Raw genomic sequence first — 18300 nt, forward strand, 5'->3', positions numbered from 1 at the left:
CCCGCCCATCGTGCGCACTGAAGTCGGCCTCGAGCACATGGCTACCCGTGACTCGGACGGTAAGCGCGCCCATCTGACGGAGCCAGGCATTACCGTCATCGAACAGCCCGCTGAGGAAATCGGCCGCCAGGCCTTCAGCTGCTTGCTGGCGCGCATGAAGGCGCCGAAATTGCCGATCACCAAGATCGTGCTTAGTGGCAATTGCCTTGTCCGCAGTTCGAGCACTGAGCAACTGAAGCATGCTCGTTAACTCGATCCGGCTGGAAGCAGAGTTCCGCTCCCATCTCGAACTTCAAAGAACTGCGCGAGAGCCTGCTCGGCGAGCTCAATCTTGCGCTTACCAATGAACTGGCGTTTCCATGCCCCAACACCAGAGATACCGGCCTAGCAGGCAGAACTGAATGCCACTAGCTGTGCAATTGTTGCCGGGTCATCCATGCAAACTTCCTGCGGGGGCTAACGCCTGAGTTATGCCGATCCGCGAAGCGGGCTCGGCTTGAACGAATTGTAAGGACGTAATCCAGACCGAGGCCTTTTTCTACTGCGTCAGTACTTCCCGAAGGGCATCAGCCTGGCAGACGTCTCGCAGGCCAAGCTGGATGCCGTGGCACACCAGCTCAACGAACGGCCACGCAAGACGCTGGGCTACGAAACACCGGCAGAGCGATATCGGAAAACTGTTGCGTCGATCGGTTGAATCCAAGGTCGATAGCTGCCACGCATCCACACCCGCGATAAGCATGCCAATCCCCTCGACCAGTACGGCCATGAGGAAGCCAAGCCACCTCTGGTGAACCGCCACGCAGGACGCTCGGCCACGAAGCGCCGGCAGCGGGATATCGACATACCTGCGCGCTGATCGGTTGAATCCAGGGTCGGAAGCGGACGTCAGGTTTGCCCGCTGTCCGCAGTAACGCGGGCTCCAAAATACCGGGGCCCGACTTCACGTGTCGAGCCCCGGTTTCCGCTTTTCCACTCAGGATTTCTGCAGGCTCAACGTGGTGATGCGTCCTTCGGGATCAGCGCATCGATCAGGAAGGTCATGCGCAGCGCCATGAGTTCGGGATTGCGGAACGCATCGCTCACGCCGTGCCCGCCTTCCTCGTCCTCGAGGAAGTGGACGGGCGCGCCCACGTCGTACAGGCGGGCGGCGAGCTTGCGTGCGTGGCCCGGGCCGACCCGGTTGTCTTCGGTTGAGATGGTCACCAGGAACGGCGGATACGTCGCGCCCTTGCGGACGTTCTGCATCGGCGAATAGGCGAGCATCGCCGCGGCCTCGTCAGGCTTGTCGGGATTGCCGTACTCGTTGATCCAGGCCGCCCCCATGCCCATGTGGCGCATGCGGATGAGGTCGGTCAACGGCACGTCGCTGACCACTGCGCCGAACAGGTCCGGCCGCTGCGTGCCGAGCGTGGCCGACAGCAGGCCGCCGTTCGACATGCCGAACACGCCGATCTGCTTCGGGGTGGTATAGCCGGTCGACACGAGCTGCTCGGCCACGGCGATGAAGTCGTCGTAAGAGCGCTGGCGGTCCTTGCGGATCGCCGCCTGGTGCCAGGCTTCGCCGCGTTCGCCACCGCCCCGGATCGCAGGGATCGCCAGCGAGCCGCCACGGTCCAGCCACAGCTTGAAGGCCGGTCCGCCCACGGTGTAGTCGAAGTAGCCCGGACGATACGAGATGCCGAAGGCGCCGTAGCCCGTCATGAAGAGCGGCTGCGTGCCGGCGGCAGGCGCCCTTGGCCGGAGCAGGTAGTAGTCCACGTCGGTGCCGTCACGGGATGTCGCCGTACGGATCTCAGTGACGTATCGCCCCTCTTCGAACAACGAGCGATCCTTCGCCAGCAACTTCGGCGCCTGGCCAGGACGGAACACTTCCTGCCGGCGCGGACTGACGAAGCCGTTCGTGGCGACGATCAGGTCGTCGTCGGAACTGCCGCCGCCGCGCACCGAGATGTTGTCGCCCGGCTGCCCGGCCAGCGCTTCCTCGACGTTCCAACCGTCGGCGGACGGACTGGCGAACAGCACGCGCGGTACCAGCCTGCGATTGACCACGAACGCCAGCTTGCCCTGTGCACTGGCGATATCGCTGCGCCCGCCCAGGTAGTCGCCTTCGGACGGCGTATAGATGCGCGTGACCTTCCTGCCTGCCGGCACGGCGGGGTCGCTGTTCCATGCAAGCAGGGTTTCGGCGGGATAGCGGGTGCCTTCGACGACCTCATCGGTACCCAGCTGGACCACGACCTGGTCGCCCACCAGCGCCTGCACGGCCATCGGCTTGAGCGAACGCGGCAGCGCGGCCTTCTCCAGACGCCCCTCCGCGGTTACCGCGAAGATCTCGAAGGTGGAGTAGTTGATCGCACGCACGATGACGCCGCGCCGTTGTGCGCCTTCGCCCACCGCGAACAGCTGCACGATGGCGTCGGAAGGTTCGGCGGCGTAAACCTCGCGTGCATTCGCGAGCGGCTCGCCCCGCTTCCACAGGCGCACGGATGCCGGCCAGCCGGCCAAGGTCCTGGCGGCGCCCTGGGCCGTGTGCTCGACGATGATCTGGTCGGGACCCATCCATTCGGCGAAGGCACGCGCCTTCGGCGTCCTGAAGCCTCCTTCGACGAACGCGGCCTTGTCGAGGTCGAACTCGCGGATCTCGACTTCGTCGCCCCCGGCCGGCGACAGACGCAGCAGGCATCGGCTGAATGCCGGAGACAGGCAGGCGCTCGACAGGTCGTAGGCCTGCAGTTCCAGCGGCGCGCCTTCGGTCTTGCGCAGCTGACCCACATCCAGCACCGTGCGCCACGGTCCCGGCAGACCTTCATTGTCCCGCGTGGCGAGTTGCAGCAGGCCGTAGGGATGCTCGGCATCGCGCAGGAAGCGCACGGCGCGCGGCCCCAGCAGGGTGATGTCGGGCTCGGCCGCGCCGGTGGCCAGCGCCGTGGCCAGTTCTGCCTTGACCGTCGCATAGGCCGGCAGGCGACGTAGCGCCGCTTGGGACGCAGCCGTCTTGGCGCGCGCCCACTCCAGCGCCCGCTCGTCGTGCGGCGGCTCCAGCCATTGGGGATCGTCCGGCGTCTGCGACATCGCGGGGGATGCCGCCGCCAGCGCGACCAGCGCCAGCGCATGCAAGCGCGGCGTCCTGATTTCGAGGTGCATGGATTCTGTCCTGTTGAAGGGCCGGCAGCCACCGTCGTGGCTGCCGGCAGGTCGGTCGGGTTAGAAGCTGTAGCGGAAGACCACACCGTAGGTGCGCGGACGCAGGCGGTTGGCCACGCCCAGCGTGGTGCGTGCATTCAGTGCGCCGTCCTCGTTGGTCAGGTTCTCGCCATACAGGAACGCCGACCATCCATTGTCGGATTCCAGACCGATGCGTGCGTCGAGCATCGTGATCTCATCGCCGGGCGAACCGGCGGTGAGTGCCGTCTCGCGCGCCGAGTCGTACACGACCCCCGAGCGCACCACGCCGCGCAGGTCGGCAGCGACGTCCCAACTGTAGGCCGCCGATGCGGTGAAGCTGTTGCGCGGCACGTTGTAGACATCGGTGCCCTTGTTCAACGGCGTACCGGGCACGTCGGCCACGTAGGTGGCATCGATGATCGAACCGCCCACCTGCAACATCAGCGACGCCGTCGGCGTGTAGACGACGTTCACTTCCACGCCCTTGTTCTCGGTGCCCTTGGAGTTGGTCAGGCCGTTGATCGTGGAGGTGATGGGTACGCGCACCGCGACGTCCTTCCAGTCGCTGTAGAACACGGCACCTTCCACCAGCAGGCTGCCGTCGAGGAACAGCGACTTCGCGCCCACTTCATACGTGGTGATCGAGTCCGGACTGATCGTCGACGGCAGCTCGATGCCATTGGCTTCGGCCAGGAGTATCGACGAGATCGGCTGCAGCTGGCCGGAGCGGAAACCACGGGCAGCGCTTGCGTACAGCGTGGTGTCTTCCTGCGGCTTGTACGACAGCGAGACGCGCGGGTTCCAGCTGTCGAACTTGGCGTCGAGCGTCGAGGTGCGCGTGGTCGACACCGAGATCGCGTCCACGTCATCGCTGAAGTAGCGGATGCCGCCGGTCACCGCCCAACGCGGATCGGGCAGCTTGACGGTGACTTCGCCGAATACCGCGTACGCATCGTTGGTCTGGGTCGAGCGGCTGGGCGGCGCGCCGCCCACCTGCGAGGCGTCGTTGCGCTCGGCTTCGCGCAGGTAATAGCCCACGGTCCAGTCGACCGTGCGGTCGCCGGTGGAGGACCACCGCAGTTCCTGCGTGCGGACCTGCAGGTTGATGTTGCTGACGTAGGTGGTCGTCGGATTCAGCATGCCGTCGTTGGCATAGTCCAGTTCCGCATCGGCGAACGAGTAGAACAGTTCCGATCCGCCGAAGTCGTAGGTGCTGACGAAGCTGGCGGTGTGCCACTCGTCGTCGTTGCTGTAGAACGAATTGGTGGTCAGGTCGTCCAGCGCGCCGTTGCCGCCACCGGGCGCTTCAGATTTGTACTTCCAGTACGCCAGGTCCATCGTCCACTGCTCGACCGGGGCGAAGCGGACCTTCACGCGACCGGTCTTCACCCGCTGCTCGTTGATGTCCTTGTCGCCCGTGTTGTTGTCGTCGGTCCAGCCCGAGAGCTTTTCGTCGGTCACCGCGACACGGGCCGCCAGGCGGTCGTCGATCAGCGGGATGTTCACCACGGCCTTGCCGCCCCAGCCATCACTGCCGCCCTGGGTCGTGGAGGCCGAGGCCTCGATGGCGCCTTCGAACACATTGAAGTCGGGCTTGCGCGTGAGGATGCGGACCGTACCGCCCATCGAGCCTTCGCCGAACAGCGTGCCCTGCGGCCCCTTGAGGATCTCGACACGATCGATATCCCACGAGCGGGCTTCGGGATACCACGGCACGCTGACGCCGGTGAAGGGAATTTCGTCCAGGTAGTAGCCGTTGTCGTTGCCGCCCAGCGAGCTGGAGACGCCACGGATCTGCACCTGCGTGAAGCCGCCGCCGTTGTCGACCGAGCCTGCGCCGGGCGTCATGGCGATGATCTCGGCCACGTTGGTGATGCCGAATGCATCGATCTGCTCGCCGGTAACGGCCGACATCGCGATCGGCACGTCGAGCTGGCGTTCGGTGCGCTTGCGTGCGGTCACGGTCACCGAGCCCAGATCCTTGACGCCCTCCGCCTTCGGCTGCGCATCTTCCGTGGGGGTGGCGGAGGCGTTGTCGCTGCTCTCCTGCGCATGCACACCGCTTGCGAACAACAACGCGGTGGCGATGCCGAGACACAAGGCCGCGCGTGCGGGACGCGGCGTAGACGGGAACGACGAAAAGCGGGCAATGTGATTCACTGGGGCTCTCCTGGTGGCTCGATGGGGCGCGTATGCGCGAGCGAGAACCAGACGCCGACGCCTGGCCCTCTCAGAAAGCCGTGACGATCAGGTGAACCAGAAATGAAATTTTCACTGCCACCATTTTCGTTGCATCAGTAACGGACTTCGAACTCCACGCCGAGCGTGCGCGGTCGCAGGCGCGTCGCGAGCCCGCGCGTGGTGCGCGCGTCGTCCGCACCTTGCTCGTTGGTCAGGTTATCGCCGTAGACCGCGACGCTCCATCCCGCTGCCGTCTCGATGCCCAGCCGCACGTTGGCCGACAGGATGTCGTCGCCGGGCGTCCCCTGGATCAGGGAGACCTGTCGTGCGCTGTGATAACGCAGTCCTGCACGTGCCACGCCCCGCATGCCACGGCCGAGCGTGCGGTGATACTCGCCGGCGGCGCTCCATGTCAGGCGGGGCACGTTGTACACCGGCGTGCCGCGGGCAATCGCGGTGCCTTCGACATCCGCCGTGTAGGTCGCATCGATCCATGCGGTTTCAAGATGGAACGACAGGCTTTCGCCGGGCTGGTAGGTAAGACCCACCTCCGCCCCCTGGATCTCGGCGCCGTCGGAATTGACCAGGCCGTTGAAGACGTCCGTCACCGGCACCCGCACCGGTACGTCGCGCCAGCGGCTGTGGAAGAGCGCGCCTTCCATCAGCAGCCGGCCCTCGTAGGCCAGCGCCTTCGCGCCGAATTCGGCGGTGAGGATGCGGTCGGAGTCGATGCGGGTCGGCAGCGCGATCCCGGCCTGTTCGGCCAGCAACAGCGAAGTGATCGGCTGCAGTTGGCCGGAGCGGAAGCCCTTGGCAAGACTCGCGTAGACCGTCGCGTCGCGTGCAGGCTTCCACGACACTCCGAGGCGCGGATTCCAGCTGCGGAAACGTTCGTCCAGCGTGGTCTGCGCGTCGCCTGTCAGCGACACGCCCGATACCCGGTCCTGGAAGTAACGCAGGCCCAGGTTGACGCTCCAGTCGGGCCAGGGCAGCAGCACCGTGAGATCGCCGAACAGTGCGCCACCCTCGTTCTCCTGGCGTGCCCGGCTCGGCGCGACATCGCCGATCGCGCTGGCATCGGAACGGCGTGCCTGGCGGCGATAGGCACCCCAAGTCCACGACACCGTGCGCGGGCCCGTCGAACTCCAGCGCAGTTCATGGGTGCGCACACCGATGTCGATCGCGCTGTCGTAGACCGTCTGCGGCAGGATCTCGCCTTGCTGCCGCTGGGCGAGGTCGGCTTCCGCGTAGGTATAGGTGAGGGTGGAGTCCCCGGCGTCGTACGTGCTCACCAGGTTGGAGGTGGTCCAGTCCGCGTTACGCCCGTAGTAGTAGGAGACCTGCATGTCGTCGTTGGCCGCATAACCGCCGCCCGGTGCGCTGGAGTCGTAGGACCAGTGCGCCGCGTCCAGTTGCCACCGCGCCGAGGGAAGGAACGTCGCGCGGACCCGACGGGTGCGGACATGCTGCGTGTTGATGTTGCGACGGCCGTCCGTCGCATGATCGACCCACCCGGGCAGCGATTCATCGGTGGCTACCGCGCGTATGGCGAAGCGATCCTCCCGCAACGGGAGATTGAGCATCAGCTTCGCCGTCCAGCCACTGCCGCCGCCGCTCGCCACCGACCATCCTCCCTGGGCCTGGAGCGCGAAACGGTCCAGCTCCGGCTTGCGGGTGAGGATGCGTACGGTACCGCCCATCGAGCCTTCGCCGAACAACGTGCCTTGCGGCCCCCTGAGTACTTCCACCCGATCCAGATCGAAGGCGCGTGCATCGGGATGCCAGGGCACGGTGACGCCGGTGAAGGGAATCTCGTCGAGGTAGTAGCCATTGTCGTTGCCGCCCAGCGAACTGGAGACACCGCGGATCTGCACCTGGGTGAAGCCGCCGCCCACATCCACCGTGGATGCGCCCGGCACCGAGTCGATCGCTTGCGCGGCATTGGCGACGCCCATGGCGTCGAGCTGGTCGCCGTCCAGTGCCGTCACCGCCAGCGGCACGTCGATGCTGCGCTCCACGCGGCGCCGTGCGGTGACCTGCACGGTCGCCAGTTCGGTCGGTACGTGCGCGACCGGTGGCGCCGGCGGTGCGGGACGCGGCGGTACGGTGGCGGGTGAGATCGTGACCACGCCATTGGCGCGGAACGCGTAGCCGAAGCCGCTGCGGGCGAGCAGTTGGCGAAGCGCTTCTTCATTGGCCAGCACGCCGCGCACGGCCGGTGCGCGCGGCGCCGTCTTCAGGTCGCCGATTGCGACGAACTGGATGCCGGACTGTTCGGAGAACGCGATCAGCGCGTCTTCGAGGGACTGCGCGCGGATGGAGAACGTGGAGGCCTGCCGCGACCGGTCCTGCGCGTTCGACGCTGCGCCGAAGGAGCCGATCACCACCAGCAGCGCGATGCGCAGCCAGCACGGGACCGTCCCCGATCGCTGCGCGCGGGGAACGCTCGCTCCTGCCCGGCCTGCATGTGCGCTCAAGATCCCCGATGGTCTCCCTATCGTCGAACAGTGGGAGGGTTCGGCGCCGTCGCGCCTTTCCCGCCGGGCAATCGGGAACGGGGGACGTTCGGCACCAGCAGGATCTCGTCCTGTTTGCGCACCACCGACAGCGACAGCGCCTGGGCCACGCTGTCCAGCCACACGTCCAGGTCGGTGGTGCTCCAGCGGCCGGTCACCCGCAGCTGCGCCAATTGCTTGTCTTCGAGAACGATCGGCAGCCGCGAGTACCGGTTGAGGTCGGCCACGACATTCCCCAGCGTCTCGCTGCGGTAGGTGACCTTGCCCTGCAGCCAGGCGAGCGTCGACGTGGCGTCGAGGTCGACAGGACCATCCAACGGACCGTCGTCCGCCAGGGTGGCGCTCTGGTTGGCGACGAGCTGCACCACATGGTTGGCGATGCCGCCCCGATTCGCCCGCAGGTCGCTCACCTGCACGCGCCCCTCCGTCACCACCACGCGCACGCCCTCGTTCCGGCGCGCGACGCTGAAGTGCGTACCCAATGCCTGCGCCATCGCGCCGCCGGCGCGCACCTCGAACGGCTTGCCGGGATCCTTGGCGACCGAGAAATAGGCCTGGCCACGCACCAGTTCCACCTGGCGGCGCTGACTGCTGAACTGGACGACGACTTCGCTGCCAGCGTCCAGGTCGAGGCGCGACCCATCGGGCAGCGTCGTCTTCCGCGGCGCGCCGATCTCGGCCACCACATGGAGCTCGGCCGGCGTGCGCGTTGCTTCGTGCTTCCAGAGGCCGGCCATCACGGCCACCGCCGCGACGCTTGCCGCGAGGGCGATCCATCGGCGCGCACGCGACCGCGGCGATGGCCGGCGCGACGGGACCGTCGTCGAACGGGGCCGGAAGCTCGCATCGGTGACGCCGGGCAGCGAGGGGACCGCATCGCGCGGCGCTTCGCCACGGGACGCCACGCGTGCCTGCCGTGCCTCCACGACCTGCTCGGAACGGACGTCGGCCGCGGCGTCCCACAGCAGGTGGACGTCCTCGAACGCCTGCGCGTGCAGCGGCGAGGCCTCCATCCACGCGTTCCACGCGTCGATGTCGGCGTCCTGCAGGTCGCGCTCGCTCAGGCGCAGCAACCATTCGGCCGCTTCCTGCAGCGCCTGCCCGCGCGCCGTGTGGATCTGGTCACTCATGATCGGCGCCTTCCCGGTCGTCCCTGAGTTCATCGAAACGCATCTGGCAGAGCGCCAGCGCCCGTGCGACATGAATCCGTACCATCCTGTCCGTCAGGTCCAGCCGTTCGCCCGCTTCCTTGAAACTGCATTGCTCCATGCGGACGAGGCGGAAGGCTTCGGCGCACTTGGGCGGCAACTCGGCGAGCACGGTCGGCAACCGCTCGACGACCCAGCGCGCCCTCGCCGAGCGTTCGGGATCGGCACCGGGGTCAGGCCACAGGTCCAGCCCATCGGGTTCCGGCAGCTCGGTATACGCCCGGCGCCGCAGCAGGTCGGTGGCCAGGTTCTGGGCGATCTTGAACAGCAAGGCGCGCTGGAAACTGACGACCTGGTCGTTACCGAGATTCAGCAGGCGGGCGTAAGCCTCCTGCGCGACCTCGCGGGCATCCTCGTACGACCCCAGCCTCAGCTGGAGCGACCGGATGAGCGTTGTGTTGAGGCTCCTGACGAGCTCGGCGGCCTGCGCGCCCTCCACCCCTGGCGTAAACGGGACGGAATCACCCGCAAGGACGGCCGACCTGGTCAGTTCGACGCTCTCTTCAACGGGATGGCGGACGGGATCCATGAATGACTAGACGAACGGAACTGCCAAAAGTGAAACGGCTCGTCCCTGCCGTCGATGCGAAGGTAATGGATACTCCGAGTTAGCCAGACTCTTGTGCGGCGCGTCAATTCCATCCGGACATCAGACGTCCCGCGGATGCGCCCGGCAGCCCTCCTCGGAATGGCCCCGCGATGCTCGCTGTCCACCCCACGCGTCCCGGGCTGTAACCGAAGGGCCGACCCACCCTCGAGGCATACGCCGGCCTATCCAGCCGGGCTGTCGCCGACCCGCCCGCACGACAAGCGTCGAGCCAGGCTCATTTGTCCGCGTTGACCTCGTGGGGTCGGGTACCCCCCTCCGCATCCATCCGGTTGCGCTCGGCGTGCAGCGTCTCGACCTGGGCCTTCGTCAGTCCGGAATGCAGGGTCTGCTTCAACCCGTTGAGCCAGGGGATGCGGGAGACGTCGGGCAGGTCCCGGACCCGCAGGCGCAGGTCGTAGCGCTGCTCCGGGGTCATCTCCAGATACGCCTTCGCGGTGGGCACGGCGGGTACCGGCAGCGGCGGTGCGAGCATGAAGTAGACCGCCCGTCCGATCGCGGACGGAATCACGCTGCCGTGGTCCTCGCCGGGAATCTCGATGAAGCGCGTTTCCATGCCATGCGCCTTGCCGACCTGTTCGGCGATGCCACGCGCGCTGTCCACCTGCCTGCGCTCGCGCAGCACGGCCATCATGCGTTCGGCATCGGGTTGCACGCGCATCGACGGCGACGGTGTCTGCTCGTACTCGCCCGCGGTGACCAGCAGCCGCGGCAACGCATCCGGCGATGGCTTGGCCGCGCCGAGCCTTTCCCTGATCGGCGGGTCGAACCACACCGACGGACTCGCCGCCATGTAGGACTGGAACGCGCCCGGCTTCGTCGCCAGTGCGTGCAGCACGAACAGCCCGCCGAACGAATGCCCGAAGATCCCCTGCCGGTCCGGGTCCGTCTTCGCCAGCGACGCGATCTTCGGCTTCAGGTCCTGCTCGATGAAGGCAAGGAAGCCATCCGCGCCACCGCTGGGAGCCTGGATACGTGGATTGCCGCTGCCGGGCGGCGTCAGATCGAACGTGCGTTCGACGCCGGTGTCGACGCCATCGGGATAACCGATGCCGACCACCACCGTCGCGAGGTCCTTGGGCACGTCCGGACGGCGCTCCAGCGCGCGCACCGACTCGAGCGCGGTCAGGAACATCGCGTTGCCGTCCATGACATACAGCACGCCGTAACCGCCGGCGGGCGCGGGCTTCGCAGGCATTCCCACGAAGATGCGGTACGTGCGCTTGCCGGCAGTGGAAGTGATGTCGAACTGCTGCGCGCCCGGAACCACCAGCGGCGCCGCCGACGCGTGCGACGACACGGACATCATGCCCAGCGCCAGGGCAAGCCAGCCCGCCCTCACCCATGCTTTCATCATCTGCTCCGATCCCCCGTTTCAATGCACGTGCGCGACCAGGTCGCGCACGCCCTGCCGGCCATCACCAGCGCTTGTCGAACGACAGCACCAGCGTGCGTCCCATCACGTTGGCGTTGGTCGGATCGTAGGGATCCGCCAGGGCGTCGTTCGCGGCGGTGCCGCCATCGATGAACGGCGGCGCCGCGTCGGTGAAGTTCAAGGCGGTGAAGTTCACCCGCGCGTCGGTGAACAGTCCACCCAGCGCGGAAAGATCGTAGCCGATGTTGAAGTCGAAGGTCTTCCACGAGTCGATCTTCACCGGGCTGGTGATCGCAACCGGCACGCCCGCCGCATTGGCACGGAAGCAACCGGAAGCGCACTCGTAGTCGTCGACGTAGTTCATCGTCAGCGACGCATTGAGATTGCCGTAGTTCCAGCGCACGCCCTGCATCGAACGCAGCGGCACGGGATTGCCGACGGCACTGTACTTGCCCAGCTGGTCGACGAAGCCGGAACCCGGCGTCGCTTCCACTTCGTAGGAGTTCAGCCAGGTGCCGCGCGCGAACAGCTCCAGCGAGCCAGCGCGATCGGGTTCGAACCGGTAACTGACATCGAAGTCGACGCCATCCATCTTCAGCGAGGCGAGGTTGAGCTGGGTCGCATTCACGATCATCGCCACATCGGCCGCACTCTGCACCGGACCGGCACCGAGCTGGCCCAGGTAGCGCGGGTCGTTGCTGATGATGTCCTGCACGCGCGCCGTGCCCGGGTTGATCTCCAGGCTGTTGATGTAGGGCGTGGTGCCGGTGGCGAACAGTTCGGCCAGGATGCCGCCCAGCTGTCCCGATTGGATGCGGACGATGCGGTCGTCGATCTTCAGGTTGAAGTAGCTGGCACCCACGTGCAGGCCCGGCAGCCATTCCGGCTTCCAGTCGAAGCCCAGCGTCCAGGTCTTCGCTTCTTCCGGTTTCAGCGTCGGGCCGGCGCCGCCGGAGACGACGATGGCGGTGAACGTGCAATTGCCTGCGCCGCCGGGCGTGCCGGTCACGCCATTGAGCGGGACCAGCGTCGTGGTGCACGGCGCGCTGTACAGGTCGGCACGCATGAACGCGCCGTTGCCGCCGGTGATCGGCTGCACGCCGTTGTAGGCATAGCGCATCGGCGGCGCATGGAACGAGGTGCCCCAACTGGCGCGCAAGGTCAGGCCGTCGGTCGGCTTGAAGTCGATGCCGACCTTCGGGTTGAAGGTGGAGAAGTCGCCCAGGCCGCGACCGCGCTCGTAGCGACCGGCGATCGACAGGTCCAGCTTCTTCGCGAACGCCATCGCGTTGTCCTTGCTGATCAGCGGGAACGCGAGTTCGGTGAACAGGGCGCCGACATCGCGCTCGGTCGTGCCGAAGGCTTCATGCTGGTCGGAGGTCGAGCGCCAGTTGAAGTCCAGTTCGCCCCCGATGTTCTCGCGACGCCAGTCCACGCCGGCCGCCAGCTTGGCGGTACCGCCCGGCATCTGGAACAGGTCGCCGTCGACCTTGAAGCTGGCCTGCGCCAGCCACGACGTGAACTTCAGGTCCTCGTAGCCGATCAGCTGCGCCAGCACCGCGTCGGGCAATGCATCCGTGGTCCACGGATTGAAGGCGGTGTAGTTCAGGCCGGCGCAGTAGTTGCGCGCCGCAACGGTGGCGTTCGCCGCCAGGCCCTGGCTGCACTGGATCGACGTGGGTGCCTGCACCTGCGAGCCACCGGCACCCGGCAGGTAGTCGTAGATGTTGGCGTTGCGCTGGACGTCGGAATCGCGGCGCTGCTCTTCGCGGCTGTACGACAGCGCGGCTTCACCGCGCCAGCTGCCCGCCAGGTCGAACAGCGCGCCGAACGAGGCGGCAAACACATCGGATTCGACTTCGCGCTGCAGCGGACGGTCGTCGATCAGCACGCCGTAGTTGTTCGCCACGCCGGGAATGAAATACGGGCTGTTCGGGCCGACCGTGCCGTACAGCGCCTGGTAGCCCTGGTTGTAGGTGCCGCGGCGCTGCGAATAGCGCAGGTCGCCATTGAACTCGAGTGCCTCGCCCACCCCGTGCTCGAAGCTGAAGAACGCGCTGTGGCGCTCCATCTCCGGCAGGATGTCGACCCTGTCCCACGCGTTGTAGGTATTGCCCACGCCGTCGGTCACCGCGATCAGGTTGCCGGCCGTCAGGCCGGTGCCGGCGCCACCGGGAACACGACGCGCGACCACGCCGTTGCCCGCAGCGGTCGCGTTGAACAGGTTGGCCGCCGCACCCGCACGCGCCGTCATGCGCCGCCAGTTGATGCCGCCGCGGTCGCTGAAGTCGCCACCGTTGTAGATGTCGCGATCGTTCGCCAGCACGTTCTCCTGGCGGTTGTACTCGTAGCCCGCGATAAGACCGCCGCCGTCCCACTGCATGCCCCAGGTCTGGCCGACCTGCACCTGCTCGCCGCCGCCCTGGCTGGTGCTGCCCACGCGCACGCTGGTATGCGCGCCGTCGTCGCTGCGCTTGAGGATGATGTTCACCACGCCACCGACCGCGTCCGAGCCGTACACGGCCGAGGCGCCGTCCAGCAGCACCTCCATGTGCGATACGGCGTTGGTCGGGATGGAAGAGATGTCGACGAAGTCGCCGTACTGGCCGGCGGCCGCCACGCGGCGCCCGTTGACCAGCACGAGCGTCGACAGCGCGCCGAGGCCGCGCAGGTTCACGCCCTGCCCGCCCGTCATGTTGGAACCGGCCACGCTGGAATCCTGGCCCCCCTGCACGTTGTCGGACATGCCGACGCCACCGGCGAAGTTGGCCGGCAGGTCGCGCAGGAAGTCGCCGATGGTCGCCTTGCCGCTGTCGCGGATCTGCTCGGCGCTGATCACCTGCACCGCGTTGCCCGCCGGCTCCGCACCCCGGATGTTGGTGCCGGTCACGACGACCGTATCCAGGTCCTTGGCCTCGGCAGGTGCGACCTCCTGGGCATGCAACGCCCCGGCGATGCACATCGCCAACACCGACACCCCGCCGGCGACCCCACGTTTACGACCTGCTCGACTGCTCATCATTCCCCCGAGGCTTGATTGGCTGACAGATGGATCGGTTGTGCCGGTTCCGTATCCCGGGCGGTGTTTCCCTGCCCCTCCCGCGACGCGATGGCATCCGCTCGCGCTTAGAACCCGACGAAATTTCGTTAGAACGGCATCCGGATCGCAGCAAAGCGACAGGGCGCTGTCAAGAATAATTACGATATTTTTTGCATATCCATCCAAGCGAAGACGATGGTTTCCTATGAAACTCTCAAGCTTTATCGGATAAACAATGACTTAGAATAAAAGCGCTTTTTCGTGACCGATGATCGTTATCGAAATTCCCCGCCCTGGTGCTGCGCTGCGCCGGCGATGCGCGCTTGATTTTCGAAATTCGGCGCGCACACTGGCGTCATGAATGCCCAAGTAGCCCCGTCATCCGCGCGCACCCTGGCCCGCCGCGCCTACCAGCGCCTGCGCCGCGACATCGTCCATGGCCAGCTGGCGGCCGGCAGCAAGCTCAAGCTGGAGGCTCTGGTCCAGCAGTACGACGTCGGCATGTCGCCGCTGCGCGAGGCGCTGGCGCGGCTGGTCGGCGACCAGTTGGTCAAGACCGAGGACCAGCGCGGCTTCTGGGTCGCGCCGCTGTCGCTGGACGAGCTGGACGACATCTCGCGCGTGCGCAATCTGATCGAAACCGAGGCACTGCGCCTGTCGATCGAACGCGGCGGCGCCGAGTGGGAGCAGCGCCTGCGGGCGGCGTTCGAGGCCCTGAGCGACATCGAGAAGGACGTGACCGAACTGGCGCCGGCCCTGCCCCAGCAGACGCTCGACGCGTGGGAAGAGCGCAACCACGAGTTCCATACCACGCTGATCTCCGCCTGCGACTCGCCGTGGCTGATCAAGCTGCAGGAACTGCTCTACCACCAGGCGGAACGCTATCGCCGCGTCTCGCTGAGCGCATCGCGCGGCAAGCGCTTCGTGCATGACGAGCACCAGGCGATCTTCGAGGCCGCGATCGACCGAAACGCGCTGCGCGCCTGCCGGCTGACCCAGGATCACCTGATGCGTACCTACGACGAGGTGCGCAAGGCGGTGGCCGCCCTCGAGGCGGCCTGACCGCACGTCCGCTCAGCCGGCGGTGCAGATCCGCGGCTGGGTCTCCAGCAGTTCCCAGGTCTTCTCGAAGCCGGCCACGGCCTTCGGATCGAATGCCTTGACGCCCTCGGAGGCGTACAGCCCGACGATCAGGTCGCCCTCCTTGCCGTAGAACGCCAGGATGCGGGTGAACTTGTCGGCGTCCTTGGTCGGCAGTTTCATCGCCCAGATCTGGTCGACCTCCTGCGGCGTGATGTGGCCATGCACGCCGGCTCCCTCATCGGCGTACATGTCGTACCAGATCAGGCTGCTGCTGGCCTGCGTCTGCGGCACGGTGCTGGGAAAATTCCACGCGTGCATGCCACCGGAGGTGAACACGATGCCGATCTTCGTATCGGCACCCCAGGCGTCGACCGATTTCCAAACCTGGTCGAAGAACAGGCGGTTGGAGCGGATGCCGTAGGCCTGCTTCTGGTCGAGCGCACTGACCACCGTCGCTTCCTTCATGCGGAACAGGCGGCTGACCGGCGGCGGCGGCGCGCCCGGGCGCGTCTGCGCGTAGTAGTGCTGGATCACCTTGGCGTCGTCGGCCGAAGCGCAGGTATCGAAGGCGTGGGCGTGGCCGGCGAGGCCCAGCGTCGCGAGCAGCGACGCCGTCAGGAGCAGGTTCTTCATGCGGTGGCGGTTCCGTTGGAGGAGGAAGACGGGTGGCGTCAGTCGGTCGATTCGGGATCACCGGCCGTGAGGTAATCCCACATGCGTTCGAGCAGGCGTCCGTTCCAGGTGGCGCGCACCTGCGATTGCGTGTCGGTGAAACGGGTGGGTTCCAGCGACGTCGACAGGCAATCCAGTTCGACGCGCGATGCGTCTTCCAGATACCACGCAAGCACCACGGCCGCCTGCAGCGATTCGCCCGCGGTCACCGCGCCGTTGCCGCGCATCACGATGGCGCGCGCGTCGCCAAGTTCCGCGGCCAGCCGTGCCGCCTGTTCGTCGGATCGCAACAGCAGCGGGTCGTCCCACAGCGGCGGCTGCGGATGGAAGTAGCTGCCGAATCCGTGCCGCGCGACCGGCGTGCGACCGAGCACGCTGAGGCTCATTGTCTTCGGCGGCTGCACGCGCGCCACGCCGCCGACCTCGGGACGCAGGCGATAGATCTCGCGATGGATCCGCACCTCCGGCAACACGCCCTCGGGCAGCGGCCCCTCGAGCGGCACCACGCTGCACGCATCCTCCGGCGTCACCAGGCCCAGCGGCCCCGACGGCGCGACGAGGAACGTGTCCGCATCGATGCGTGCGCTGCAGTGCCCATAGGCATGGACCAGGCCATGCCGGCCCAACGCGCGGGAGGCGATGCGGACGGTGCGCGACAGCGCATCCAGCGATCCGCTCACGACTTGAATTCCTTGATTTCGGGCTTGGCGCCCCACTCGCAGAAACCGGGCGGCGCGAACTCGAACTGCCGCTCGCGGTACATCAGTTCGTCGGCGATGGAGCGCACGCCGGACGAATACTCGTAGACCATGCCATCCGGTCCTTCGAAATACAGGAAGCGCGCCGACGAGGTCGGATGCCGGCCCGGACCGAACACGACCGGAATGCCCTGCTCGCGGAGATAGTGGAACGAGCGCTGCACGTCGTCGGACGTCTCGACCTGGTGGTTGATGTGCTGGATGCCGGCACGATGGGTCGGAAACAGCGCGATCTTGTGGTGGACCTCGTCGATGCGCAGCAGCGGCGCATCGCCGATGCGGTCGCTGACACGCGCATTGCAGACCGTGGTCCAGAACGCCTCGTCGCGCACGGCATCCGTCGTACACAGGCCGACATGGCTGAAACCGGTGATGCCGGCGTCGCGCTCGCCGTGATAGCGGCGCGATTCCATCTGCGGACGCCACACCAGTTCGATGCGGTTGCCGGTGGGGTCGCGGAACGCGACGAAGTCGCGCACCTTGCGCTGCGCCGCTTCGTCCCCGGTGCCGCGGTGCACCGGATGACCCAGACGCTCGAGTTCGGCGCCGGCCGCATCGAGTTCGGCCCGGCTGTCGACTTCGAAGGCCACCCCCTGATCGGCGGGATCGCCCTCGAAATAGCACAGCGTGTGTTCGCGCTGGTCGGACTTGAAGTAGACGGCGCCGCGGCTGCGCTCGCTGATTTCCAGGCCGAGGATCGCGGTGGCGTAGCGCGTCGCGCCTTCCAGGTCGCGCGTGCCCAGCCGGACGTAGCTGACATCGCGCAGGTGGATCACGGGCGCGGCACTCCGCGCAGCGCCGGACGCGCGGGAGCGACGGCGCGACCGTCGAGTTCGGGCACGCGGCATTCGCTGCCCCACGCGCAATGCGACGCGGGACCGTCGGCGAACTGGCGCGGACGCGGCGGCGCGGCGGGATCGACCGGCGTGCCCTCGGCGACGAAGGCGTACAGCACGTCGTCCGGTCCCTGGAACGTCAGGAACACCTGCGCGGACACCGGGCGGCGACCCGGGCCATGCACGATGGCGTCGGGTTCCGGCCGCAACCGGTAGAACTGCTGCATCACCTGGTTGATGCCTTCCACGCCGAACTCGACCGCCAGCACGCCGGCGCGCGCCGCGGGATGCAGCGCCAGGCGATGATGGGCGCTGTCGAAACCGAGGTAGGCCGCGTCGCCCACCCAGTCGGCGACGCGCAGGCCGAACACGTCGGTCAGCAGCGCTTCGTCCGCAGCGACATCGGTGCTGCGCAGCGAGGCGGCGACCAGGCCGGTAATGCCCGCATCGCGCGCGGGAAAGAAACGCCAGGCCTGGTTCTGTGGACGCACGACCAGTTCGATGCGCACCCCGCCCGGTGTGGTGAACGCGGCGAGCGCGCGCACGTTGCGTCGCGAGGCCAGCGCCGGATCGCGTACCAGCGCGATGCCCCGTGCTTCCAGTGCGGCGGCCGCAGCGGCCAGCGTCGCGTCGTCGCGTACTTCCAGGCCGACCGCCTGGCGTCGCGCCTCGTCCTTCGAAAGCACCACGCTGTACTGCCGCTCGTCCGAGCGCAGCGCAATCTCGTCCGCGCTCTCGTTCACCACCTGCAGTCCCAGCTCGGCGACGGCGAAACGACGCGCCGCCTCCGGATCGCGCGTCCCGAGGACGACATAACGCAGTTGTTCGATGGCGATCGGCATGGCGCTACCTGCTG

13 protein-coding genes and 1 pseudogene are annotated in these 18300 nt (G+C 67.1%); 3 read left to right on the forward strand and 11 right to left on the reverse strand.

From position 1 onward, the window contains the following. Nucleotides 1-37: 37 nt before the first annotated feature. Together AC1Q5B_RS19200 and AC1Q5B_RS19205 are read left to right on the forward strand one after the other, a co-directional pair. On the forward strand, nucleotides 38-250 hold the full coding sequence (locus AC1Q5B_RS19200) for a substrate-binding domain-containing protein (RefSeq protein WP_492633072.1): 213 nt from the start codon (nucleotides 38-40) through the stop codon (nucleotides 248-250). A gap of 288 nt (nucleotides 251-538) precedes the next feature. Continuing rightward, nucleotides 539-697: pseudogene (locus AC1Q5B_RS19205) on the forward strand (IS30 family transposase); the annotation flags it as partial. Nucleotides 698-993: 296 nt separating this feature from the next. Here AC1Q5B_RS19205 and AC1Q5B_RS19210 read toward each other — a convergent pair. The 7 genes from AC1Q5B_RS19210 to AC1Q5B_RS19240 all read right to left on the reverse strand — a co-directional run bounded on the left by AC1Q5B_RS19210 (nucleotide 994) and on the right by AC1Q5B_RS19240 (nucleotide 14017). Next, on the reverse strand, nucleotides 994-3147 hold the full coding sequence (locus AC1Q5B_RS19210) for a prolyl oligopeptidase family serine peptidase (protein WP_492633042.1): 2154 nt from the start codon (nucleotides 3145-3147) through the stop codon (nucleotides 994-996). Between the two features lie 60 nt (nucleotides 3148-3207). After that, entirely contained in the window at nucleotides 3208-5328 is a 2121-nt protein-coding gene (locus AC1Q5B_RS19215; RefSeq protein ID WP_492633043.1) for a TonB-dependent receptor, read from the reverse strand. Between the two features lie 134 nt (nucleotides 5329-5462). Further along, the gene (locus AC1Q5B_RS19220; RefSeq protein WP_492633044.1) at nucleotides 5463-7826 is read right to left on the reverse strand and encodes a TonB-dependent receptor; all 2364 of its coding nucleotides are present in this window, start codon (nucleotides 7824-7826) and stop codon (nucleotides 5463-5465) included. A 17-nt stretch (nucleotides 7827-7843) separates the two neighbouring features. Continuing rightward, on the reverse strand, nucleotides 7844-8995 hold the full coding sequence (locus AC1Q5B_RS19225; RefSeq protein WP_492633045.1) for a FecR family protein: 1152 nt from the start codon (nucleotides 8993-8995) through the stop codon (nucleotides 7844-7846). Next, on the reverse strand, nucleotides 8988-9602 hold the full coding sequence (locus tag AC1Q5B_RS19230) for an RNA polymerase sigma factor (protein WP_492633046.1): 615 nt from the start codon (nucleotides 9600-9602) through the stop codon (nucleotides 8988-8990). The genes AC1Q5B_RS19225 and AC1Q5B_RS19230 overlap by 8 nt, the downstream gene beginning before the upstream one ends. Nucleotides 9603-9897: 295 nt before the next feature. After that, the gene (locus tag AC1Q5B_RS19235) at nucleotides 9898-11034 is read right to left on the reverse strand and encodes an alpha/beta hydrolase (RefSeq protein ID WP_492633047.1); all 1137 of its coding nucleotides are present in this window, start codon (nucleotides 11032-11034) and stop codon (nucleotides 9898-9900) included. 64 nt (nucleotides 11035-11098) lie between these two features. After that, the gene (locus AC1Q5B_RS19240) at nucleotides 11099-14017 is read right to left on the reverse strand and encodes a TonB-dependent receptor plug domain-containing protein (protein WP_492633048.1); all 2919 of its coding nucleotides are present in this window, start codon (nucleotides 14015-14017) and stop codon (nucleotides 11099-11101) included. A gap of 435 nt (nucleotides 14018-14452) precedes the next feature. Between AC1Q5B_RS19240 and AC1Q5B_RS19245 the strand changes: the two genes are divergently transcribed. After that, entirely contained in the window at nucleotides 14453-15157 is a 705-nt protein-coding gene (locus tag AC1Q5B_RS19245) for a GntR family transcriptional regulator (RefSeq protein WP_492633049.1), read from the forward strand. A gap of 12 nt (nucleotides 15158-15169) precedes the next feature. Here AC1Q5B_RS19245 and AC1Q5B_RS19250 read toward each other — a convergent pair whose 3' ends face one another. Genes AC1Q5B_RS19250 through AC1Q5B_RS19265 form a run of 4 tightly spaced genes read right to left on the reverse strand, consistent with a single transcriptional unit; the run spans nucleotide 15170 to nucleotide 18286 of the window. Further along, on the reverse strand, nucleotides 15170-15811 hold the full coding sequence (locus tag AC1Q5B_RS19250) for a ChuX/HutX family heme-like substrate-binding protein (RefSeq protein ID WP_492633050.1): 642 nt from the start codon (nucleotides 15809-15811) through the stop codon (nucleotides 15170-15172). A 38-nt stretch (nucleotides 15812-15849) separates the two neighbouring features. Further along, nucleotides 15850-16530: a class II aldolase/adducin family protein gene (locus AC1Q5B_RS19255; protein ID WP_492633051.1), complete on the reverse strand. Its 681-nt coding sequence runs from the start codon at nucleotides 16528-16530 to the stop codon at nucleotides 15850-15852. After that, a complete protein-coding gene (locus tag AC1Q5B_RS19260; RefSeq protein ID WP_492633052.1) occupies nucleotides 16527-17384 on the reverse strand; it encodes a VOC family protein in 858 nt (285 codons plus the stop codon). Before AC1Q5B_RS19260 ends, AC1Q5B_RS19255 begins: the two co-directional genes overlap by 4 nt. After that, entirely contained in the window at nucleotides 17381-18286 is a 906-nt protein-coding gene (locus tag AC1Q5B_RS19265; RefSeq protein ID WP_492633053.1) for a VOC family protein, read from the reverse strand. Before AC1Q5B_RS19265 ends, AC1Q5B_RS19260 begins: the two co-directional genes overlap by 4 nt. Nucleotides 18287-18300: the final 14 nt, after the last annotated feature.

The organism is Pseudoxanthomonas sp. GW835-FHT14C01 (genome assembly GCF_058793715.1).